Raw genomic sequence first — 23,765 nt, 5'->3', positions numbered from 1 at the left:
TATAAATGGGTAATGTACAAGTTGCTGTAGAAGCATGTTTAATTCGTCTGATCACAGATACTTTATAAAGTATTTTAATACTTTTTTGAATCCGTCAATGCGTAAGTCCTAGATACTTACATAGAAATAAAAAATTATTATGAGAAAACAGTTTTATATCGGGAGGAGAATCTTGGTTTAAAGTAAAAAATTATAATAAATTCAAAAAATTATTTGAACTATTGTTATAAAAGGTATAGGTTGTCTGCTTTAAAAATTAGCTAACCACTTAGAATTAAGGTTAGATATTTCCGGGGGGAAACAATGAAAAAATTTACAGCTTTAGTAATAGGAAGTGTGATGTTATTTACTTCAGGCTGTGCGACGATGTTTAATGGTTCAACACAAACTGTGAATATCCGTAGTAACGATGAATTGGCTAAGTTATATGTCAATGAAGAATATATGGGTCAGCGTAATACTGTTTATACTTTCAAAAAGAAAGAAAATTATGTAATTAAAGCAGAGAAGCAAGGCTGCCAAACCAACATTGTTATTCCACAAAAAACTTTTGATCCAACAACTCTATTAGGTGTTTTCTTGGATTGGGGAATTATCTCTATTCTCGTTGTGGATGGTGCTGCTACTGGTGCATGGCAAAAATTCAGCCAGACAAGTTTTGTAGTGGATCCTAATTGTTAAATAGTTCACTCCGATTTAAAAAATATCCCATTAAATAATGGGATATTTTTTTTATAGATTTTATTTTCTTAAAATATTATTGTTTGAAAATTAACCAATAAAACCCCATATAAAACCCTAGATTCATCGTGTTTAGTGCAGCTCAATTGCAATATTATCTTGATCTTAATCATGACTCAGGTGTTGCCAATTACGAGATTGGTAACGAGTTTATTCGGGTTCAATTTAAGAAAACCTCGAAAGTTTATACCTACAGCTATAGCAGTGCCGGCTATCAGCATGTCGAAAACATGAAACAGCTTGCCCAATATGGCGATGGGCTAAATGCCTATATCAATCATCATACTCGACAGCTTTTTGTACGTTAAAACTGGTCTGCTTCTTGCTTCAATGAAAGTCCTAAAAGGCAAATATTTTCTAAAGAGTAAATATCTGCCTAGAAATAGTGCAAGTGCATATATTAAAAAGAGGGCTATCACCTATGGATATTCAACAGCACGCACCAGAGTCAGGAAAATTAGATAAAAAAGCCCATTTCTGTTCTGCATGGCCACTGATCCTGATTCTTTTTGGGGGCGCGATTGGCACCTTTTATGCTGTGATCGCCTATCTACTTAACCTGAAAATTTATAGTTCTGAACTGACCAGACTCAACAAGGTTTTGGCTAATCTTCTTTGCGGGATGTCCGCGATCAGTGCCTGGTGGTTTAGTGCGCAATGGATTCAGGGGACATTCTTTCAATAAAACAGCAATCCCGTTCTGAATATAAATTGCAATAAAGTCTAATTTTGGCGAATAAAAAAGCGTAAAAAATCAGAAATGGAATTTATTTCTCTATATTAGGGTTTATAGTGAAATAAATTTTCATATTTAATGCAAATTAAAAAAACATAGGAAATTAATCCCGTCCATCTTTGCCTAATATAGCTTTCAAGGGTGTGATGGGATCGGAAAGAGTAGCATGCTGTGAGCGGCGCAAAACGCGAGTGCAGTACGAACCCAAAAGGTCTCGATTCGGCTTAGGACGCTATAGACCAAAAGTTTATAGGCTATAAGATCAGGTCTTACAAAGAATGATAGTTGAAGTAAACCATTGCGAGTTTTCCCAACACCCTAAAAAATTCTCTAGCGATACACGCAGAATAAAAAATTAAAATAAATATAAATCATAAATTTAAGAAAAATATTTATCCAAGCAAGATACAAATAAGCCCTTCATTTCTCAACATGATCTGTTATTTTAAAAATATTAGTTGTCCCTTAGGGGAATCCTCATGAATCTCGATATCTGGTGTCGTTTTTTACTGTTTTGCACACTCATTAATTATGTCATTCTCATGATCTGGTTCATGGTCTTTGTCTTTGCCCGAAACTGGATGAAGCAGGTGCATGGAAAATGGTTTCGGCTGTCAGATACCAGTTTTGATGTGATTCATTATTCGGGTATGGCGGTGTATAAAATTGGCATTCTGCTGTTTAACCTGACACCGTTAATTGCAATCTATCTGATGAATCAAGGCTAAGTGCGGTGTTGTGATTAAATCTTCGAGTGATAAAAATAGGATTGGATTAGTATCATTTTATCGCTACTTGATAGCGTGACAGGATCAATAAGAACGAAAAAAGATTTCAAAGGAGTTGAAGGATGAATCAATTCAAACCGGCCCTTATTTTAGGTGCCTTGATCGGCTTAGGGATGATTATTGCCGGATGGATTCTGGGTAATAGCGCGCTGAAAATTAAACAATATGAACGTATAGTTTCGGTCAAAGGCTTGTCGGAACGTGAAGTCAAAGCCGATGTGGCGGTATGGCCAATCCGCTTTAATGCCGGCAGTCAGGATCTGGCTGAATTGTACGATACCATGCAAACCAATACCCAGGAAATTCAGACCTTCTTAAAAAATGAAGGATTTAGCGTGGAAGAAATTACCAGTGCTTCACCGAGTATTACTGATAAATATGCCCAGCAATATGGCGGGGATGCCAATGTCGCACTGCGTTATACCGCCAGCCAGACCATTACAGTCTATACCCATAAAATAGATGCAGTACGCGCGGCACAAAGTCGCCTGGTAGCTTTGGGTAGAAAAGGCATTGCCTTTGCAGGGGATGATTCTGGGCAAAGAACGGAATATTTATTTACCAAGCTGAATGACATCAAGCCGGCGATGATTGAACAAGCCACCGAAAATGCGCGCAGTGTGGCAGAAAAATTTGCGGCAGATTCAAAGAGTAGTCTGGGTAAAATCAAGTCCGCCAATCAAGGGCTGTTTAGTATTGAAGATCGCGACAGCAATACCCCGTATTTGAAGAAAGTGCGTGTAGTCTCGACGGTCGATTATTATCTGGCAGATTAGCTTAATTCGCCCAAGCACCGTGATTGACAGCCCAGAAACCGCTTGTTATTTTGCGCGCATTGTTCCAGATGCTGTACCCTTAAAATGCCCATCAATAACGACTTTGTCTATTGTCCACCGCAAGAGCCGCTGCATATCGTTTATGAAGACGATGATCTGGTGGTGATTGAAAAGCCGGCCGGATTATTGTCGGTTCCCGGGCGTTTACCTGAGCATCATGACAGTGCCTATTTACGTGTTCTGGATCAGTATCCGCAGGCCAAAATTACCCATCGTCTGGATATGGCGACTTCCGGTATTTTGATGTTCGCCAAACACCGCGATGCAGAAGTGGCGGTGAGTAAAATGTTTCAGGCACGTACGGTGCATAAAAATTATGTCGCGCTGGTACAAGGCAAACTCGAAGGTGAGGGCAGTGTCGAAGTGCCTTTGATTACCGACTGGGAAAACCGTCCGCGCCAGATGGTGCATTTTGAACTGGGCAAGGCCGCCAAAACCTTGTATCAAGTCTTAGAATATCTACCCCAGCAAGACATTAGCCGGGTGTTGCTGACTCCCATTACCGGCCGTTCCCATCAGCTACGCGTGCATATGCTGCATATCGGTCATCCCATTACTGGCGATAAAATTTATCATCCTGAACCCCAGCGCAGCCCTTTAAATCGTATGGCCTTGCATGCCAGTTATCTGGCCTTTACTCAGCCCTTGAGTGGTGTCCCGATCGAAATAAAGGCAGACATACCGTTCTAATTTGATTCTGCTTAATAATCAGAGCCAGCCGGACACATGCTTTTTAAGCTCATAAATATGATGAGGATCAAGCCCTTAAACTTGGCAACCTCAATAAAAAGTGTGAGAATTTATTTCGAGAGCAGCTTGGAGATGAGTGGCTTTACAAGCATGTTCAAATGAAATTTTCTACTGCTCCATTGCCTGATCGGTTGTCACTACCGAACATAAATTTTTAATGTTTGGTTTATCTCTTGATGATGAGCCTAGAGAATTTTTATTCTTTTATCTCCTGCCATAGGCCTGATGCCTTTATTTTTATGATTTTTTAACTTTCCTTTCATTATTTTTAAACTTTCCTTTCATTATTTTTAAACTTTTAAATTATATCCTTTGATATAAAAAATATCGTATGTTGTTTCAGAATGGATTTGACTTGAGCCGGAAAGTAGTCAGTCATACATGACTTGCCCATAAAAATTTTATAGAAAAATAAAATGAATAAATGACTTAGTGCTGATCAACGGCTTTGATTATCTGGCCGAAGTGATGCAAAATTAATCATTACTTTATAATAAATTTTTAATTTGATGGTTTAGGGCGCTGCCCGGGGTTAAAGGAAAGAACGATGCTCAGTATGGCTCTCTTCGTTCTCGCGAGTATTTTAATATGTGCATTGCTATGGAGCTTGAAGGTACAGGCTTCATTACGCAGCAATATCCAGTTTTTACAGGAAAACCTGGATCATTCCCGCAGCAAATTGGCAGATTATGAAACTCAAGTCGATGAATTGAATTATGAAACTACCCAATTGCGGGTACAGAATGGCAGTTTAAACATTGCCCTGAATAAATATAAAAAATATCAGGATATCTGGGATATCGAGCAATATATTATTAACCGGACCTTGCAGGCCGAAAACTTTGTTGAGGTGACCAAGCTGGATGCTTCGATCATGATCGATGATCTCAAAGCCTATATCGCAAGAGTAAAAGATTATCTTGCCCAGTTTCAGGCGCAAGCCCTGGCCGAGGTCGAGCAGCAGGCCCGACAAAGTTTGCACGGTTATTATGAACAGGCCAAGCAACAGCATCGCTTGCAAGAGGTATTGAGTGCTTTAGAGCATAAAATACAAGCCAAACGCTTCGGCTTGCAGCTTCCCGCAACACAGGTTTTAGAGCAGATGATTGAGGGTTATAGCGAAAAGGATGCGGTTCGGCATTTACGCAATGTCCGTGACAGAATTCAGCAGGCCATAGAAACACAGCAGGTGGCGAGCTGTAATTATGTCGACGACAATCGCTGTCGAAGTACTATTGAAATCCTTAGTCTGGCTTTCAACTGTAAGGCAGATTTATATCTCACCCAATTAAGCACAGAAAATCTGGGCGAGATGCTGCAAGCCTTAAAGGATGATTATGTCTTGCTGAATTATACCGGGCAGGCACTGAGTCAGGCGATGATTCAAGAATCCTATCTCAATCTGCGTTTAGAGGAGCTCAAATTTGCTGCACTGCTTTTGCAACTGAAACAGGATCATCTGCATCCACACATCGCGTAGATCATGACATTCATAGGTCTAGAAGATTTTTATCAGAGTATTCTGAATGCCATAAGTTGGTTTAGATCCTGATATTTTCAGGATTTTTGGCCTTGAGGAATCTTGAATATATTGATCCCCTTATTTATTTTTATATTTATAAAAATCATATGTTTATTTATGGTTAAAAGATAATATTTTTTGTCTGTATCTCGATAATTGTACAAAAATCAGCTAATCTTAAATGCAGAATAAAACAGCATCATAATAAGGATACTTCTATGTCACGTGATTACAATCAATTCCCTGACGATGAAAACGGCAATGTACTGTGGCAAATGCAGCAGGATGGCGACGACTTGCAGGAAGCACATGAAATTGAATTTTCGATTGCCTTTGCGGATGAAGCACAGGCGGATCGTTGTGCCTTGCATCTATTAAAAGAAGAGCAAAAAATTAGCCTGTTTCAGGATGAAGAAAGCGATACTTTGGAATGGATCATCACGATTTATGTGTATATGGAGCCTGCCTACGAAGATATCGTGGATCTGGAACAATGGTTCAGCAAAATCGCTGCACAATTTCAGGGCGAATATGATGGCTGGGGTTGCATGGCCTATGTCTATGATGATGAGCTAGATGACGAAGAGAGCAGTCTGCGTAGTAGCTGAGCATGCTTGTATTTAAAGCCATTTAAAATAAGAGACCCGGTGCTGCCGGGTTTTTTATTGCTTTATTTAATTGCTATACGAAGATTTGAGCTTGAGTATAGATACATACTCATTATATATAGCCAGTTCAAAACTGGATAAAATAACTCAGATGAGTACTTAACTCAGGCTGATGATTTAGTCACAAAAAATGCAGGGAATATCCCGCAATAAAACCGCAATAAAAAAATAATAAGAACAAAGGACAAAACAATGAGTTACACCTTAAAAATGCATCGTGTGTTCAGTGCACCACCGGAGCGGGTGTATCGTGCCTTTGTGCATCCAGATGCACTGGCCAAATGGCTGGCACCACATGGCTTTATTGCCAAAGTAGAACATGCGGAAGTCAAACCCGGCGGCAGCTATAAAACCACCTTTACCAATTTTTCTACCGGAACCCAGCATCATTTTCATGGCATTTATCATGAGGTCATTCCCAATCAGCTGCTGCGCTATACCGATCAGTTTTCTACCCCCGACCTGCAGGGGGAAATAGAGGTGACGATCATCTTTGAAAAAGTGTCAATCGGTACTGGTTTGCATATTATTCAGGTGGGTTATCCGGATGTAGTGCCGCCCGCGGTGTGTCATTTGAGTTGGCAAGAATCACTGCAACTCCTGTCTTTGCTGGTTAATCCGCAGATTTCAGACAATTAATTCCTTCGACCTCCTGTGTTGGTTTCATCCCAATGTCCTATCCATCAGCGCGCCTGACAAAGATGTTATACTGTACGCTTATTTGTTTCATTTATTTTATTTTTCTCTTTTTTCGAGGTTTTTATGGGTCTGCCAAACTGTCCAAAATGTCAATCTGAATATACCTATGCAGATGGTGATCTACTCATCTGTCCTGAATGTGCACATGAGTGGAAAGAAGGTGAAGTTACTGAAGAACAAGTGATCATTAAGGATGCTAACGGCAATGTGCTGGCAGATGGTGATAGCGTCACGGTGATTAAAGACCTGAAAATCAAAGGTTCATCTTCAGTGGTGAAAGTGGGTACCAAAGTCAAAAGTATCCATTTGTTGCCTGATGCTGCAGATGGGCATGATATCGATTGTAAAATCGAGGGGATCGGCCCGATGAAACTGAAATCCGAATATGTCAAGAAAGCCTAAATTTAGCCCTAGACTAAAATTCTGACGAGAGAATAATACGGTTAATGTATCGTATTATTCTCATTAATACTGAAATTCTGGGCTGATCATTTTCCTGCCGCCCTGATCCTCGCATTTCGATTTGAGACCACTTTAATGCCGCACCTGCATCTGGAATATTCTGACAATCTGCAACATATCGAGATCAAACCTTTATTGGTCGCGAGCCATCAGGCACTTTTTAACGCCGGCTATGTCAGCGATCCCAATGATTTAAAAAGTCGTGCGATTATGCAGCAGGATTATGTGATTGGACTGAATGTGGTTAGAGATCAGGCCTATGTACATGCCAAAGTTTCACTGTTGAGCGGGCGAAGTGTCGAAGTTCGTCAGGAAATTTCCGAATTGGTGCTCGACGTCATGCAGCAATATATTGCGCCACAGCCTGAATTAAAAATACAGCTCTGTGTCGAAATCATTGAAATGCCAAAGCAGACCTATAGTAAAGCCATTATCTGAATGATGGCTTTTATCTGCTGATATCACATGGATCAAATGCCTTAAAACTTTATCAATGCCATACGAAATTTATAAACAGATCGACTTGGTCTGAAACAGCTTGCTATCTTATTCAGATCTAAAATTATTTCTATTTTTAAATGACGCTTTATGTCATTTACAGGCATGCGATAAAAGTTCTAAAGTAACTTTTAATCGCTGCTGATTTTTGAATCATCCAATCTAGAAACGGCATATTCATCCTGATTGAAATAAAAATAATTTAAAAAAATAATCTTCAGGTGAGCTGAACCGAATCAGGCAGTGGGGAGAGCAAAGCGAGAATAACGCTTTAGCATAGGCAAAATAATAAGAACAAAAGATCAGAAATCGGGTGAGTTGATTGAATCCCAGATTTCAGGTCTGACTTGTCCGATTGAGGAAAATTTGATGCAGATTTTTGGGGATGAACAATTGGCTCGGGAAGTCATGGCATTTCTTCAGGAGTGGGACAATGCCATAGCCAGACTCGATATTCAGGATATTGTTCAATTATGCCGACCGGAGATCCGTCTGGTCGATGTCAGTATGGAAGTGAAAGGCGTCGAAGCCTATCAGGCCCTCTGGCAACAATATCGGCACTTTATGCCCGAAGGCATACGCATCGAACGCCAAGACCTTAATATTCATGTCACTTCTGATCTGGCTGTAGTCGATGGTTATGTACGGGTGAGTTATGCGGTGATTGAACCGATTTTCCAGCTGGGCTGGTGTCGGGTCAGCATGTGCTTGAGCAAGCAGCAGGGCAAATGGCAATTGCTGCATCAACATACTTCAGTCCCTGTGCAACTCGAAACCCGGAAAATGCGCCGGATCAAAAGCGTGAGTTAATCTATTTACCTGAAAAGATTTAAGTGAAATATCTTTGCAAATGATTACAGGAATACCTTTGTAACAAAAATATAGAAAGTCCTAAATTATGTTGAAGGAATAATATTTTAGGACTTTTCAGGTGGATAACAACAAGAACAGTCAAGTAAAACCAAGACAGGCCAACCTGCAACAACAGACTGAAGTATTGATGCCGGATCAGTCCGAGCGGCAGCGCACCCAACATGCACTCAGAATGATGGCAGGCTTTGTAATTGCTGCTGTGGTCATGACGGCGTTGTATTTTGGTCGTGATATTTTTATTCCGCTGGCTCTGGCCATTCTGCTGGCATTTTTACTTTCTCCTCTGGTTTCTCGCTTAAAGCGCTGGGGCTGTCCCCAATGGGCGGCGATTGGCCTGGTCATGTGCCTGACCTTGTCATTTCTGGGCGGCACTGCAACTTATCTGGGAGTACAACTCGGCAAGTTGAGTCAGGAACTGCCGCAATATCAGGACACCATCCAGCAGAAACTAAAAATGCTTGAAAACTATCGTCAGGGACCGAGTATGTGGGATGGCGCGATCCAGACCTTTGACACGGTAGAAAATTCGATAGATACACCCGAACATGAAACAGAAGACCCGAATGTGCAGAATGTCAAAGTGGTCGGTTTGGAACCAACGAGTGAAGAGGCTGCCCTAGACTGGTTGAATAAAATTCTGAATCCACTGGCGATTATCGGGATTGTGTTCCTGTTTATGGTATTAATTTTATTCAATGGCAAAGACTTGCATGACCGTTTTCTGAAACTCTTGGGCGGTAATCTGAATATCGGCACCGATGCGCTGGATGATGCCGGCAAAAGTATCGGAACCTATTTGCGCATGCAGCTGCTGGTCAATGTCACTTATGGCATTCCCATGGCGATTGGGCTGCTGGTGATTGGGGTGCCGGCAGCGATCATGTGGGGGCTGGTCGCGGTGGTTATGCGTTTTGTGCCCTATGTTGGCCCGATCGTTTCAGCTATTTTCCCGATTACGCTGGCCTTCGCCGTTGATCCGGGCTGGGACATGGTGCTCTGGACTGTCGCCTTGATTCTGGTGCTGGAACTGATCAGCAATAACGTGATTGAACCTTGGCTTTATGGGGAAAGTACCGGTCTGTCTACCTTAGCGATTATTTTGGCTGCCACGTTCTGGACCACCCTCTGGGGACCGGTGGGGTTGATCTTGTCGACGCCTTTGACTGCCTGCCTGCTGGTTTTGTCCAACTACGTGCCGGCACTGGGTTTTGTCAAAACTTTGCTTGGCAGTACGCCAGTATTGTCACCCTTCGAACGCTTTTATCAGCGACTGGTAGCCGACGAAGTCAATGATGCAATGCAAGTAGCCAATGATTATATCTGTGCGCAATTGCCAAAAAAGCCCAGTGCGGAGGAGGTGGCCCGTCGGGTACAGATGTTCTATGGTGAAGTGGCCATTCCAGCCATTCGGATTTATTCTCAAGGACATGATACCGATGTTACTGCCGAGCACCGGTTGCGTCTTTATCAGGGCTTGCAGTTCTTTAATCATGCATTCCAAAAAGCTTATCCGAGCAAATTAAATGCTGAACAGCCCGAAGTCTATTGCGTTGGTGCACGTTGGGAAATTGACACCCAGATTTCTGCCATGTTGGCACACGCGTTGAATCTCAAAAATATTGCTGCCCGAAATGATCCGGATGTATTGATTCAATCGAGTGAATCAGGAAAGGGTATTGTACTGCCAGCTTCGATCAAGATTTTATGTGTGTCGATTTTTCATCATGCGCCTGCGGCACAGATCCGGTTGCTGAAATATAGACTGGCGCAGCAATATCCTGAACTGAAAATTATTTTTGCGACTTGGAGCGTGATGCAGCTGGAGCTTCTAGATGAACTGCAACAACGTTTTGAGCTGGAGGCACTGATCAATAATGTCGATGATCTGATTCTGATTGTCGAGACTTATACCTTGAATGAAGGGGAAAGCTGGTTTGAGAATCTGGAGATCAAGAATGAAAAAGAACGACAACAGGCTTTAAATGAATTGGGTTTATTGGATCATCGTCATCAGATCCTTTATAAACAATATATTGAAGAAGCCCGTCAAGCCTTTGACGTTGATTACGCACAAATTTCCTGGCTGAATCAGCATGAAATGTATATTCCGGTCAGTCCTTTTACCCAAGAACCTGTAGCAACCCGACAAATGTGCAAGGATTCAGTCTGCACCCATCTGCTTTATCAGAATGAGCCTTTGGTGATTGAAGACTTGCAGCGTGACCCGCGCTTTCCGCATCTGTCAGAGTTAAGACAGCATCATATCCGTTTCTATGCCGGTGTACCCTTAAAAGATAAAAATGGAATTGCGCTTGGGAGTCTGTGTCTGCTGGATAAACAACCGAGACAGATGCAGGCCGAAGATATGATTCTGCTTAAGGCTTTGGCGCAGGATTTAATGGCGACTTTGAGCAATGAGCGCAAGAAAAAAGATAAACAGAAGCAGATTGAGCAGATGCAGCCTGCCACCTCAGCAAGCATTTTAAATAAGGACTAAACGATGAAACAAAGATGGATCTACAGCATCAAAATCATGAGTATCACATTTGGTCTAGCCAGTATCAGCTCATTAAGTCTGGCGGCCATTCAGGGACTGCATTTTTCACATAAAGACTGGGAAATTGCCTGTGATAATACCGGCACCTGCCGCGCTGCCGGTTATCAATCGGATCAATATATTGATCAGCCGGTTTCGGTGCTACTAGAGCGTGCTGCTGGGACAAACAGTAGCATCAAAGCTCAGGTCCAGATTTTACCCTTAGCTGCTGCCACACCTACACGACAGCTTCAATTGCAAATTGCCAGCACACCTTATGGCGTGATTGTTCTGAATCGGGAGGGAATAGGGCAACTCAGTACTGATCAAACGCGAGCCTTGCTAAAAGCTGTACAGGGAACAGCTCCGGTTGTATTTAAGAATACGCAATCACGCTGGAACCTGTCGAATTCCGGTGCCAGTGCCGTTTTACTCAAGATGGATGAATTTCAGCGTCGACTTTCTACGCCCTCAGCCTTGATCAGGCCGGGGAAAAAATCCAATCAGGCGGTGCTCAAAGCTGCAGCGATACCGAAAATTCAGATACCAAAATATCAGTCAGGCAAAGTCACTCAAGCAAAACTGAATACGGCAACAAGTCAGCAGATGATTCGAAAACTGCAAGCCACCACCAAGGAAGATCAATGTGATTTGCTGTTTAGCCAGCGTTTTCTGGATGATGATGTTATGACCATTTATCCCATTAATGCCCAGAATCAACTGATTCAGATTCCATGCTGGCGTGGGGCTTATAATATGGGTAGTGGCTTCTGGCTGATGGATCGAAACAAGCAATTTAAACAGTTGGTGACGACCTCGGGAGAAACATTTAACCAAGGCCAGATATTTTCCGGGCATAAAGTGCGTGGTTTGGGCGATTGTCTGAGTCAGAACGAATGGGCCTGGAATGGCAAGAAATTTGTCAAAAGCTTCAGTGGTCTGACCGTACAATGCAAAGGCTTCGCCGGTGGTGCTTGGAATTTACCGACCTATGTAAGCAAAATCATTTATCAGGCCAAATAGTATTGTTTAAAAAATAGCAGTGATAAAAAAGCCTGAATGACTCAGGCTTTTTTCTAGTTTTGATTTTAAGAGATGTAATTTTAAAAACGCTTTGGAATTCTCTGACCATTTGGAACAGGAATTTCAGCATTTTTTAATACCCCAAATAACCAGGTTTCAGCATGCTGTACCGCGGTTTTCAACTGATCACCCATGGCCAGACGTCCAGCAATGAAACTGGCCAATGAACAACCAGAGCCATGATATTCACCTGGCAGACGTGGACAGCGAGTTTCGTTGACCAGCTCACCTGCGATATACAGACTGTTCTGAATGTAATCTGGCGTATCTTCATGGCCACCTTTGACCAAAACTGCCTGTGCACCCATTTCAAATAATTTTTGAGTGGCCAGTTTGAGGTCTTGCTCACCCGTCAGGGCACGCAGTTCAACCGTATTGGGCGTTAAAATGGTGGCCAATGGAATCAGCTGGGTAAATGCTTTGACCAGCGTTTCCTGATTACCCAGCGAGCCGCCACTATTGGCGACCAAAACCGGATCCAGCACATACAGATAATCTGGATGTACAGTCAGAAACTCGGCCAGAGCCGCGATATTGTCTGTAGTGCCTAACATGCCAGATTTTACGCAACGAATGGGCAGGTCATTGACCACCGCATTGGCCTGTGCCAATAGCAATTCTCTGGAAGTGGCTTCGAAACCAAAAACCTGCTGTGAATTTTGAATAGTGAGGGCTGTGCAGGCAATTGCCGCATGTGCACCACTTTGACCAATAGCTTCAATATCTGCTTGAAGGCCGGCTCCACCTGAAGGGTCTAAACCGGAAAAGCAAAGTACGGTAGGGCGCAAAATGATGTCCTTCATTCACTAAAATTGCATTAGTATAGGCAAATTTGAATGAACTCTCGATATTAATTTATATCGGTGCTGATGAGAGGGGATAGGCGGTGATTAAGAATATTTTAATTGATCTGGATGGGACATTAACCGATCCGAAAGTGGGGATTACGACGTCTGCACGCTATGGTCTGGAAAAAATTGGTCATCCGATTAGTGACGAGATAAATATCGACTGGATTATTGGCCCTCCTTTAAAAGCCTCACTAGCCAAAATTTTAAATGTTGAAGCCGATCATGTGCTGGCTGAGCAGGCCTTAATGGGTTATCGGGAGCGCTTTGCAGTGAAGGGTCTTTATGAAAATCATGTTTTTGAGGGTGTGGCAGAAACGCTGGCAGAACTGAAACGCCGTGGTTATCGCTTGTTTCTCGCCACAGCAAAACCGACAGTGTATGCCAAACAGATTCTGAAACATTTTGATCTGGCCCAGTATTTTACTGACATTCATGGTAGTGAGCTGAATGGCGAGCGAACCAATAAAGCTGAGCTGATTCAGTATATTTTAGAGCAGCAAAAATTACAGGCCGATCAATGCCTGATGGTGGGTGACCGTGAGCATGACATTTTTGGTGCCCGTCAAAATGGTATTGATACTATTGCGGTAAATTATGGTTATGGTAGTCAGGAAGAGTTAGCACTGGCACAGCCTAAATATCAAATAGACCGCTTTAATCAGTTGCTAGATTATTTTAAATAAACCCTAATTTTTGCTTATTTTATTTGAGCTGATTTTTAGAGATATTTTGTCTATAAGCTGCTACATCTATACAGATCAACTCTCTTATTAGATTGTTATCTCAATAAAAATCCCGCAGCGTGCGGGATTTTTGCTCTTGGATGAACATTTAAAGCGTCAAAAACCAGGTCGATGCCAGCACCACCATAATGATGATCACCAGTAAAATGTTGATGATCGTCATTCGATGTTGGGGGGAACTCTGGCTTTGGTCAGAGCATTTCCTGCATGGTCAAACAGGATGACATTTTGCACGCTACTTTCATAACCGAGTTCGAGTAACGCACGCTTTTCAACTTCGGTTAAACCATCTTCAGGCAGATCCATAATTTGCAGCAGTGCTATAGAGCTAAATAGTTTCTTCATCATTGACGATGGTAACAGCCGTTTCAGCGTCACCGCGGCTGCATCAAAGTCGGCAATAATACTCCGCGGATGGGCATAGGGCACATCGGGTAGCAGGGTATGCGTAATCGTGCCATCTATATTCATCAGCTGCATTTTATCTTTATAGATTTGCACCCATACAGCATCTGGAAATTTCACTAATTGATCTTGCAGCATGGAGAAAGTCTGATTTTGCTGATATTTAGTCATTAAATAATCGATAACCAAATCCCGTATCAAGACGGGATTTGTAAGGTTCAGTTATTTGGCAGGAGCACCATATTCATTGTTTTGTTGCTTGGTTTCAGTTGCCCACCACCAGATCAGTACCAGTATACCAATCACGGTAAGCGTCAGTAATTGCCACCAACCAGAGCGTCTTACATCATGCAAGCGACGCGCGCCAACGGCCAGACTTGGGACTAGAAGTGCCAGATTAAGCAGGCTATTCACCAGCGGTTTAGTGCCTAAAACTGTATCAATTACCTCAGCAACAATGCCTAAAATTACACAAAACAGCATAAAGAACCAAAATTCTTTACGGCGTGCACGGCCGGAAAAGTTTGCATAGTTGGTCAGACATTTTACAAACCAGTCAATGCTGCTGTAATTTTCCTCGGCTTGATCCAGATTTGAATATTTGCCAAGCTGACTGGAAATTTTTTCTCCCAGATAAATAGAACTGCCTGAGGTTAAATAAACCTCAGATGCTTCACCCGCGGTATTGACGATAAAATCGACCCGATCACCGCGTGAAGGTGGACGCTCACTACGCCAGTCTGCGCCATTAAAGCTATAGCGCTGATTATCATCCCCCGAGATAAAACCGGTATTGTGTTGAATAGAAAAATCAAGGATTGAACCTTTCATGCTTGTTCTCGTCTATTAAGCTAGATTATTGTTTTAAAGCGACGCAATTTCTTATCAGAATAACTTTAGCATAATCTAATTTTTAAAAGTTTATGGTGAAATGACAATAATTTTTTCATGTTTTTAAAAGCCTTATCGCAATAGTGATTCAGTATTCAATCAACAAAAAATGTAGCGTTGCATGATTTGAAATGAAGAAAATTAAATAGTAATGGAGCTGATTTATCTCTGAATCTTTTATAAGAAATTAAAGCTAAATCTATCTGATGAATATCAAATTTTTCTTTGGAACTATGGTTTGATGTTGTTAAATTTAATATGATGATAAACAGATACTTATAAATTTTAAATTTACAAAAAGCATATAATAATACTAATAAATATAACATTTTATTCATACTTTTTATCTATTAGTAACGATTTTTTAAAATCAACAGGCGTATAATAAAAAGCTTCATATTGTGATGAAGGTATCACATTCAATGTATCTCTCCCCATTATCGAAGGCCGTTTACCTTTGCTGTGCCTCTTTCATCTTAACCACGACCACTGTGCATGCTGAAGCTGCTTTCAGTTCGGAAAGCCCGTGGATGCTCGGTGACTGGAACGGGCAACGTACAGCACTCCAAAATCAGGGCTATGATTTCAGTTTTGGTTATACCGGTGAAATGGCAACCTTGATCGATGCGCAAAGATCTTCAAACCATAAAACTGAATATGCGGACCAGTTTGTTTTTGGGGCACATCTGGATCTGGCAAAAATTGCAGGCTGGCAAGACACCGAAGCACAAATAACAGTGACCCAGCGTAACGGTCAGTCACTGTCTCAAAGCGCTGCTGCTTTAAATGGCCATCTGAGTTCAGTGCAAGAAGTCTGGGGCCGTGGTCAAACCTGGCGCCTGACTGATTTATGGATCAAGAAAAAATTCCTGGAACAAAAACTGGATGTGAAAGTCGGACGCTTTGGTGAGGGTGAAGACTTCAATAGTTTTGACTGTGATTTCCAGAATCTGGCCCTATGCGGTTCACAAGTCGGGAACTGGGTTGGCGATCAGTGGTACAACTGGCCGGTAAGCCAATGGGCTGCACGGGTCAAATACAACATTAACCCTGAATTTTATGCCCAGGTCGGTGCTTATGAATACAACCCTGAGAATCTGGAACGTGGTAAAGGGTTTAATCTGAGTACGGACGGCTCCAAAGGGGCAATGCTTCCTGCAGAAGTGGTCTGGACGCCTAAACTGGGCACACAAAAATTGCCAGGTGAATACCGCGCCGGTTATTACTACAGTACAGCAGAGGCTGAAGTCATTTCCAATCCAGATCAAACCGATCATCACCATGGGGGCTGGATTGTTGCCAAGCAACAATTGACTGCACATCACGGAGATACTTCGCGTGGTTTGACCGGCTTTGTGAATGCGACAGTGCATGACTCCAAAACCAATAATGTCAGTGATATGCAAAATATCGGGCTGGTTTATAAGGGTGCAATGGATTCACGCCCTCAAGATGAAATCGCATTTGGTATTGCACGCATCAACATGAATGACGATGTCAGTGCTGACCGTCATCAAGAAATCGATGCAGAAATTTATTATGGCTTACATGCCACTAATTGGCTCACCATTCGCCCGAATGTGCAATATGTGCGTCACGTCGGTGCATATAAAGATGGTGAAAATGTCTGGGTGGGCGGAATCAAGTTTAATACGTCATTTTAAAATATAGTTTTTAGTTGCAAATACACTATTGAATCTCTAGGTGCTTTGTTGCAGTAATGGGCAATGCCTGCTTAAGACATTGATGTATTTATAACTCAGAATTTAACAATAAGGGTGCTCATGCCTGTCATGTGCATGGACTTTCAAAAAAACTTTTATAGGTGTTCAATATGAATACTTCATCATCAGGTTCAGTACTGAAAACGATTTTAGCGGTCATTGCCGCTGTTTTCGGTATAGGACTGCTGATTGGAGGGGTTTATCTTGCAGTGCTGGGTGGGTCTTGGTACTACATCATTGCAGGTATTCTCTTTATTGCGACCGCAGTTCTCTTGTATAAACGAAAAAGTGCTGCACTCCTTGTTTATGCCATATTCGTTTTGGCGACAGTGGTGTGGGGGCTGTGGGAAGTCGGTTCAGATTTCTTTGCACTTGCGCCGCGTTTAGATATTTTAGGGCTGTTTGGTCTGGCCCTGCTGATTCCGGCTACCACACGTGGCTTTGATCATGCTAAAACCGCGAAAATTGCCTTGGGTGCTTCATTAGCCATTACCATCGCTGTCATGATTTATGCTGTATTTAATGACCCGCAAGAAATTCGCGGTGAATTAAAATCCCAGCAGCCTGCAACTCACCAGCCAATTCCCGGTGTGGCAGATGAAGACTGGCCTGCTTATGGTCGTACCCAGTCCGGTTTACGGTATTCACCGTTAAAGCAGATTAATACTGAAAATGTCAAAGATTTGCAGGTGGCTTGGGAATATCACACGGGCGAATTCAAGACTGAAAATGACTCGGGTGAAACCACCAATCAGGTTACCCCAATCAAGGTGGGTGACAACATGTACATCTGTACCACTCACCAGAAATTGACTGCGCTTGATCCGGCAACCGGTAAGGCGAAATGGACCTATGATCCAAAGCTGAAAGCTGATCATACCTATCAGCATTTAACCTGCCGTGGTGTATCTTATTATGATGTCAACAATACGGCTGGTTTTGAAAGCAGTCTTGCTGCTAAGAAAACCACATCGGCTGAATGTCCGCAAAAAGTCATTTTACCGGTCAATGATGGGCGTCTGGTTGCGGTAAATGCAACCACCGGTAAAGTCTGCTCTGACTTTGGTAAAAATGGCGAAGTTGATCTGCAAAAAGATATGCCATTCCCATATCCAGGCGGTTATATTCCAACCTCACCGCCTGTAGTAACCGGCACTACGATCATTATTGCGGGTTCAACTACAGATAACTATTCAACTGAAGAACCATCGGGTGTGATCCGTGGTTATGATGTCAATACCGGTGAACTGCTTTGGGTATTTGACACAGGCGCTGAAGATCCAAATTTGATTCCTGCGCCGGGTCAGAAATTTGTACATAACTCTCCAAATGCTTGGGCACCTTTGGCCTATGATGCAGAGCTGGACATCGTCTACGTACCAACGGGTGTCGGTACCCCGGATATTTACGGTGGTCACCGGACTGAACTGGACGAGCGTTATGCCAACTCGATGCTGGCCCTGAATGCGACGACTGGTAAGCTGGTATGGAACTTCCAGACTACCCATCATGATTTGTGGGATATGGACGTACCTTCACAGCCGACATTGACCGAGATTAAAGACAAAAGTGGCAATATGGTTCCAGCCATTTATGTCTTGACCAAAACTGGGAATGCTTTTGTGCTGGATCGTCGTAATGGTAAAGCGATTGTGCCGATTACCGAGAAACCGGTACCACAATCTGTGAAACGTGGACCCCAAACCAAAGGTGAGTTCTATTCTAAAACTCAACCGTTCTCTGATTTTAATCTGGCGCCACAAGATAAATTGACCGATAAACAGATGTGGGGTGCGACCATGTTTGACCAGTTGGTCTGCCGTGTTGCATTCCATAAACTGAATTACGATGGCATTTATACACCACCTTCTGAAAATGGGACACTGGTCTTCCCGGGCAATTTGGGTGTGTTTGAATGGGGTGGTATGTCGGTGAATCCGGACCGTCAAATTGCATTAACCAACCCGATTGGCCTGCCATTTGTATCAAAACTGATTCCTCAAGATCCGAACCGTCCTAAGACGGCTAAAGGTGCAGGCACAGAAGCCGGCGTTCAACCGATGTATGGCGTGCCTTATGGCGTTGAAATCAGTGCGTTCCTGTCTCCGTTTGGGCTGCCGTGTAAACAGCCATCATGGGGCTTTGTTGCAGGTGTGGACTTAAATACTCATGAAGTGGCCTGGAAACGCCGTATCGGTACCATTCGTGACAGTATGCCAGGCATTCCATTGCCGCCATTCAAAATGGGTGTGCCGATGCTGGGTGGACCTATTTCAACTGCGGGCAACGTGATGTTTGTGGGTGGAACTCAAGATAACTACATCCGTGCCATTAACGTGAACAACGGTGATGAACTATGGAAAGGTCGTCTACCTGCAGGTGGTCAGGCTACGCCAATGACCTATGAAGCCAATGGTAAGCAATATGTGGTCATTATGGCCGGTGGTCATGGTTCCTTTGGCACCAAAATGGGCGACTCTCTGGTGGCTTATGCCTTGCCAGACAATAAATAGTTGAACCTTTAATTAAGTATGAAGAAGCCTGATTCGTCAGGCTTTTTTATACGCTATTGTTGAATGCCTACATCGAGTTTTAAGGACACAGAGAAATGATGTTGATTTGTTTCTGAAAGCTCAATTTTATTCAGATCACATTAAAATAATATTCTTTGTATATGGCTGATTTTCAGTGCTATTCAGATAAAGGACTAATCAAGTCTGAATTTACCGAACACAGAATTTTAAGCTCAAAGTTTTTCTATCCATTGAGCGAACTATATGTCATCGAATCAACGCATTTATTGGATATCGATGCTTAAAACAAAATGAATTGAATCATGAGATGTACGCCATCTCGATAAGGTATTTGCCGCATTAAACCACTTTCAAATAAGGCCTGTCATTTATGTATCAAAGCCCGAAATTTCCATTCGTGAGATCGACCTTGTCCTGCCTGATTGCTTGCGTAGGTCAGCATATTTATGCAGAAAATGACATACAAGAAGTCCAAAGGTTAGACACGATTGTCATTCAAGCAACCCGTACCGATCGGGAACGATTGACCACACCAGCGTCAGTGTATTATCTAAATCAAGAACAAGATAACAGTATGAATGTGAACCTTTCAGAAACATTAAAAGGCGTTCCGGGATTACAGTTAAATAACCGTGAAAACTATGCCCAGGACCTACAAATTTCGATGCGAGGCTTTGGCGCTCGCTCCAGTTTTGGTGTGCGTGGTGTGCGTTTATATGTAGATGGAATCCCTGCAACAATGCCGGATGGGCAGGGGCAAACCTCGAATATTGACTTGAATAGTCTGGATCATATTGAGGTTTTGGGTGGTGCATTTTCCTCGCTGTATGGCAACTCTTCCGGGGGGACGATTTTAACCACCACGCGAGAGGGGCAAGGTGCTGACTCGATTGAACTGGGGCATTCTGCAGGGAGCCAGAATAAAGGGCAGACCAAGCTAGTTTTGCAAGGTGGTTCAGAAAATGCCGATGAACCAGCTTATATCATCAGCTCATCTTATTTTGATACCGATGGTTTTCGTGACCACAGCAGTGCGCATAAAGTCCTGAATAATGCCAAACTGACTTGGGATCTGGAAGATGGCAGTAAAATTAACTGGGTCAATAACTACGTCAAAATTGAAGCAGATGATCCAGGTGGTTTAACTCGTCCACAATGGGAAGCCAATCCGAAGCAAGTGGTTGGTAATGTCACCAAATACAATGCTCGTAAAGAAATTGAACAACTGCAAACAGGTTTGACCTGGAATAAGCCGATCAATGACCAGCATGAACTGTATGGCATGGCCTACTGGGGACAGCGCGCAGTCACGCAATATCAGTCGATTCCAAAGTGTGCATATGAAGAAAATACTGATATTTGTAAACCTAATACAGTTCAACTAGCCCGAAATCATCCCGGTGGTGTCATTGATTTTGACCGTAATTTTTATGGGACAGATTTACGCTGGACGGGTAAAGATATTCTACCAAATACTAAACTGATTGCAGGTGTCGCCGTAGATGCCATGACCGAAGACCGTAAAGGCTATCAAAACTTTTTAGGTGATCGCTTGGGAGTCAAAGGCGAACTGCGTCGAGATGAAGATAATACCCTGTGGAATTTAGATCCGTATTTGCAAGCTTCTTATCATTTTGCTCCCGATTGGACTTTAGATGCCGGCCTGCGCTATAGCAATGTGCATTTTAAATCAGAAGATCATTATATTACTGATGTGAATGGTGATAATTCAGGTAAAACCACTTATGATAAATTATTACCATCCATGGCCTTAAGCTGGCAGATTTTACCTGAGCTGATGACTTATGCCAGTTATGCACAAGGCTTTGAAACACCAACTTTTACTGAAATGTCTTATCCTGCAAATACTGCAGAAAACCGCAGTTTTAGTTTAAAAGCCGCTGAAAGTGAAACCTATGAGATGGGATTGAAATCTGCCAATATTTTAGGTGATTTCACTGTTGCTATTTTCCAAACCCAAACTGAGAATGATATTGTGTCTGCAGAAAATGACAATGGTCGCTCTACTTTCCGTAATGCCGATAAAACTTTAAGAGAAGGTATTGAACTCTCCTGGAATAAAAACCTATGGCGTGACCTAATTGCACAGGCCAGCTATAGCTATATAGATGCAACTTTTGATGCAGATATTCCTGAAATTTTAAATCAGAATGGCAGTATTGCAGTGTCGAGAGTTGAATCAGGAAACTATATTCCGGGGATTGCCAAAAATCAGGCATTTTTAAGTTTGGGCTGGAAGCCTGAAAAAGGCTTACATGCAGGTCTGGATGTGCGTTACTCGGACAAGATTTATGTGAATGACTTGAATTCTGATGCTGCACCAAGTTATACAGTCGCTGGTGCCAATGTAGGTTATCACTGGAAAATGCAGGATTGGGCAGTGAATACTTTTGCGCGTGTCGATAACCTGTTTAATAAAGATTATTCTGGTTCGGTGATTGTCAATGAAAGCAATAACCGTTTCTTTGAGCCGGCAGAAGGGCGGAACTGGAGCGCTGGTCTGAGTGTAACAAAAGAATTTTAATTGAAATGATTTAGGGCTGTTAAATTTTCAAAAAACAAAATCCCGTTTCCTGAGCGGGATTTTTTAATATTTAAGTTTTGAAAAGTTGATCAGAGGATTTGAGATAAAACTAGATCTTTTGCTGATTCACCCGTTTCGATAATTCCTCGGCACTTTCCACCCGTTCAGAATATCGATCGGTGAGATAAGCAGACTGACCGCGGGTGAGGAGGGTGAACTTGTAAAGTTCCTCCATCAGAAGTTGTTTTAGACATTCTTTCCGCTCCGCAGCGCGCAGCTTTTAGCAAGGAAGATGGGGAAATGATTATTGATGAAGCAGGGAAGCGGTTGAAATAAATTCCAGAATTGAAGACGATAAATCAGATCATAAAAAAGCCACCGCAAGGGTGGCTTTTTATTTAATATGTTTTTTATTTTATTGAAAACTTATTCTAGATAAAGTCCCAACTATTGATGGTGATCAACAATAAACTTGGCTCGATCATAAAGTTCATCAAAGGTAATAATTTCAACATTCTTAGAATTTTGACGAAATAGCTCAAAAGTCTTCTTTTTTATTTCTTGGTTTTTCTTGTTATCTGTATCAATTTCAGACCAATTGCCAATAATTAATATTGTTTTTGAATCGTAAGAGTTCTGTGCGATTGTTTCACCATTATTATTATAGTTAACTGATCCCATTTGAAGTTTAATTTGCCCACATGCTTTATGTTCTAGTATCTGAGAATGTGCATCATATAAATCAGAAGAAAGTCTCCAGCACCCTGAGCGATTCAAACTCTTGGCAAAAAGTTGAGTGTCAGGTCTTTTGATTTCAACAAAAGTAGTAAATTTTTTATCGCCAAGCAAGAAGTCTGCTAATACTGCATTTGTTTGATCTAAACAAGGCGTATTTAGATGTACTTCCCTTTGAAGAATTGCTTGAAATTTATAATCTAAGCCATATCCAAATATCCATTCATTGGTTTCAAAAAAATGTTGCCAAACTTTTTCTAAATTTGATTTGTCTAAATTATTATCCTTCTTATAAATTTGGATATACTCTTTATCATTCAAAAGTTTTTCAAATTTTTGCAATGCTAATTTACGATAGCCTGTATTTACTAAATCGCGATCTGAGATTAAACCTTCTTCTAAGAAATTTTGGATTAATTCTGCTTGATCTGTAGAAATCAAACTTTTAGTGATTAGATTGGTAATAGATGTTTTGGGGTTATTGTTTGAATCTAATTTTAAAGAAATTTTACGTTGACTGAGTTCAGCAATATTGAGTGCTTTTAGTATCTCTAGAAATTCAATGATATGGCTTAAAGTAAAAGAGGAAAGGAGTATTTCACCTTTTTTCAATCCATTATTATAGGTAGTTAAAGTTAAACCTTTTACGTCATTTTTACAGTAAGCAAGTTTTAGTCGTATCCGGGGACTTATTTGAAACATTAAATCTTCTGAATTTTTTTCGGGAAAAATTATACTTAAAAGTTTACCTGTTTGATTTGTAAGATTTGCTTGATATAAGGTAAATAAATCTGAGCTATGTACATATTCTTCATCAGTGGTTTTTAGTGAGCTCATAAATGGTTCATATTTCATAAATTCATCTCATCTATTTGATTTATATAAAAATATTTTTTTAATTTGAATCACAATAAAAAAGGGAGGGATAAACCCTCCCTTTTTTTAGAAATAAATCTAACGTAAGACGACACATCGCTTGTCATTTTGCTATACGTAAAATCAATATGTTAAGCATAATTGTGACAATCAATGACGGCAGAGTAAAACTTGAAGTGCGACATAAACCACCTAATTAATTTAAAGGGTTTATGGAGTATATAAAATTGTCATACCATCATCTTAACTTTGAAGATCGTACTGCATTA

General features: G+C 41.6%; 22 protein-coding genes and 2 pseudogenes. 19 read left to right on the top strand and 5 right to left on the bottom strand.

Annotated elements, in window-relative coordinates:
• Positions 1-339 precede the first annotated feature (339 nt).
• The 14 genes from WFH18_RS12315 (at position 340) to WFH18_RS12250 (ending at position 12,132) form a co-directional block, all read left to right on the top strand.
• On the top strand, positions 340-681 hold the full coding sequence (locus WFH18_RS12315) for a hypothetical protein (protein WP_004645924.1): 342 nt from the start codon (positions 340-342) through the stop codon (positions 679-681).
• A 146-nt stretch (positions 682-827) separates the two neighbouring features.
• Positions 828-1,049: a hypothetical protein gene (locus WFH18_RS12310; RefSeq protein WP_016806680.1), complete on the top strand. Its 222-nt coding sequence runs from the start codon at positions 828-830 to the stop codon at positions 1,047-1,049.
• A 113-nt stretch (positions 1,050-1,162) separates the two neighbouring features.
• Complete coding sequence (locus tag WFH18_RS12305) at positions 1,163-1,426, top strand: hypothetical protein (RefSeq protein WP_005266008.1); 264 nt, start codon at positions 1,163-1,165, stop codon at positions 1,424-1,426.
• Between the two features lie 530 nt (positions 1,427-1,956).
• Positions 1,957-2,205, top strand: a complete 249-nt coding sequence (locus WFH18_RS12300; protein WP_004645921.1) for a DUF6868 family protein — start codon at positions 1,957-1,959, stop codon at positions 2,203-2,205.
• A gap of 122 nt (positions 2,206-2,327) precedes the next feature.
• Entirely contained in the window at positions 2,328-3,041 is a 714-nt protein-coding gene (locus tag WFH18_RS12295) for an SIMPL domain-containing protein (protein WP_005266007.1), read from the top strand.
• Positions 3,042-3,125: 84 nt separating this feature from the next.
• Positions 3,126-3,791: a pseudouridine synthase gene (locus tag WFH18_RS12290; protein ID WP_005266004.1), complete on the top strand. Its 666-nt coding sequence runs from the start codon at positions 3,126-3,128 to the stop codon at positions 3,789-3,791.
• 607 nt (positions 3,792-4,398) lie between these two features.
• The gene (locus WFH18_RS12285; RefSeq protein WP_005266003.1) at positions 4,399-5,331 is read left to right on the top strand and encodes a DUF4041 domain-containing protein; all 933 of its coding nucleotides are present in this window, start codon (positions 4,399-4,401) and stop codon (positions 5,329-5,331) included.
• Between the two features lie 260 nt (positions 5,332-5,591).
• The gene (locus WFH18_RS12280; protein ID WP_005266002.1) at positions 5,592-5,981 is read left to right on the top strand and encodes a ribonuclease E inhibitor RraB; all 390 of its coding nucleotides are present in this window, start codon (positions 5,592-5,594) and stop codon (positions 5,979-5,981) included.
• Positions 5,982-6,233: 252 nt separating this feature from the next.
• Positions 6,234-6,680 (top strand): SRPBCC domain-containing protein, encoded by a 447-nt coding sequence (locus tag WFH18_RS12275; RefSeq protein ID WP_004732106.1) that lies wholly within the window; start codon positions 6,234-6,236, stop codon positions 6,678-6,680.
• A 123-nt stretch (positions 6,681-6,803) separates the two neighbouring features.
• The gene (locus WFH18_RS12270; protein WP_121979954.1) at positions 6,804-7,142 is read left to right on the top strand and encodes a zinc ribbon domain-containing protein YjdM; all 339 of its coding nucleotides are present in this window, start codon (positions 6,804-6,806) and stop codon (positions 7,140-7,142) included.
• Positions 7,143-7,277: 135 nt separating this feature from the next.
• Positions 7,278-7,640 carry a 5-carboxymethyl-2-hydroxymuconate Delta-isomerase gene (locus WFH18_RS12265; RefSeq protein WP_005266000.1) on the top strand — a complete coding sequence of 121 codons (363 nt, stop codon included), beginning with the start codon at positions 7,278-7,280 and terminating at the stop codon, positions 7,638-7,640.
• Positions 7,641-8,069: 429 nt separating this feature from the next.
• A complete protein-coding gene (locus WFH18_RS12260) occupies positions 8,070-8,510 on the top strand; it encodes a YybH family protein (protein WP_005265999.1) in 441 nt (146 codons plus the stop codon).
• A gap of 121 nt (positions 8,511-8,631) precedes the next feature.
• A complete protein-coding gene (locus WFH18_RS12255; protein WP_005265998.1) occupies positions 8,632-11,070 on the top strand; it encodes an AI-2E family transporter in 2,439 nt (812 codons plus the stop codon).
• 3 nt (positions 11,071-11,073) lie between these two features.
• Complete coding sequence (locus WFH18_RS12250) at positions 11,074-12,132, top strand: DUF1176 domain-containing protein (protein WP_121979952.1); 1,059 nt, start codon at positions 11,074-11,076, stop codon at positions 12,130-12,132.
• Positions 12,133-12,212: 80 nt separating this feature from the next.
• Here the strand turns inward: WFH18_RS12250 and WFH18_RS12245 are convergent, their stop codons facing one another.
• Positions 12,213-12,980 (bottom strand): hydroxymethylpyrimidine/phosphomethylpyrimidine kinase, encoded by a 768-nt coding sequence (locus tag WFH18_RS12245; protein ID WP_005265996.1) that lies wholly within the window; start codon positions 12,978-12,980, stop codon positions 12,213-12,215.
• 98 nt (positions 12,981-13,078) lie between these two features.
• On the opposite strand from WFH18_RS12245, the gene WFH18_RS12240 reads away from it, so the two are divergent.
• Complete coding sequence (locus tag WFH18_RS12240; protein ID WP_005265995.1) at positions 13,079-13,726, top strand: HAD-IA family hydrolase; 648 nt, start codon at positions 13,079-13,081, stop codon at positions 13,724-13,726.
• 219 nt (positions 13,727-13,945) lie between these two features.
• Here the strand turns inward: WFH18_RS12240 and WFH18_RS12235 are convergent, their stop codons facing one another.
• Together WFH18_RS12235 and WFH18_RS12230 are read right to left on the bottom strand one after the other, a co-directional pair.
• On the bottom strand, positions 13,946-14,362 hold the full coding sequence (locus tag WFH18_RS12235) for a hypothetical protein (protein WP_005265994.1): 417 nt from the start codon (positions 14,360-14,362) through the stop codon (positions 13,946-13,948).
• Positions 14,363-14,413: 51 nt separating this feature from the next.
• A complete protein-coding gene (locus WFH18_RS12230; protein WP_121979951.1) occupies positions 14,414-15,022 on the bottom strand; it encodes a DUF805 domain-containing protein in 609 nt (202 codons plus the stop codon).
• A gap of 482 nt (positions 15,023-15,504) precedes the next feature.
• Between WFH18_RS12230 and WFH18_RS12225 the strand changes: the two genes are divergently transcribed.
• From WFH18_RS12225 to WFH18_RS12215, 3 genes are all read left to right on the top strand, one after another.
• Positions 15,505-16,746 carry a carbohydrate porin gene (locus WFH18_RS12225; protein WP_121979950.1) on the top strand — a complete coding sequence of 414 codons (1,242 nt, stop codon included), beginning with the start codon at positions 15,505-15,507 and terminating at the stop codon, positions 16,744-16,746.
• A gap of 170 nt (positions 16,747-16,916) precedes the next feature.
• Positions 16,917-19,319 carry a glucose/quinate/shikimate family membrane-bound PQQ-dependent dehydrogenase gene (locus WFH18_RS12220; protein ID WP_121979949.1) on the top strand — a complete coding sequence of 801 codons (2,403 nt, stop codon included), beginning with the start codon at positions 16,917-16,919 and terminating at the stop codon, positions 19,317-19,319.
• 391 nt (positions 19,320-19,710) lie between these two features.
• Complete coding sequence (locus WFH18_RS12215) at positions 19,711-21,885, top strand: TonB-dependent receptor (RefSeq protein ID WP_121979948.1); 2,175 nt, start codon at positions 19,711-19,713, stop codon at positions 21,883-21,885.
• A gap of 109 nt (positions 21,886-21,994) precedes the next feature.
• On the opposite strand, the pseudogene WFH18_RS12210 reads toward WFH18_RS12215, so the two are convergent.
• Positions 21,995-22,123: pseudogene (locus tag WFH18_RS12210) on the bottom strand (arsenical resistance protein ArsH); the annotation flags it as partial.
• On the opposite strand from WFH18_RS12210, the pseudogene WFH18_RS12205 reads away from it, so the two are divergent.
• Positions 22,117-22,221 (top strand): annotated as a pseudogene (locus WFH18_RS12205) (arsenate reductase (glutaredoxin)); the annotation flags it as partial. The pseudogenes WFH18_RS12210 and WFH18_RS12205 overlap by 7 nt on opposite strands.
• Positions 22,222-22,332: 111 nt before the next feature.
• On the opposite strand, the gene WFH18_RS12200 reads toward WFH18_RS12205, so the two are convergent.
• Positions 22,333-23,475 (bottom strand): Shedu immune nuclease family protein, encoded by a 1,143-nt coding sequence (locus WFH18_RS12200; RefSeq protein WP_121979947.1) that lies wholly within the window; start codon positions 23,473-23,475, stop codon positions 22,333-22,335.
• Between the last annotated feature and the right edge of the window lie 290 nt (positions 23,476-23,765).

The sequence above is a fragment of the Acinetobacter sp. USHLN143 genome (genome assembly GCF_037145695.1).
GTDB lineage: Bacteria > Pseudomonadota > Gammaproteobacteria > Pseudomonadales > Moraxellaceae > Acinetobacter > Acinetobacter fasciculus.
Note: the sequence above shows the minus strand (reverse complement) of the source record. Positions and strands in the feature narration are given on the sequence as shown.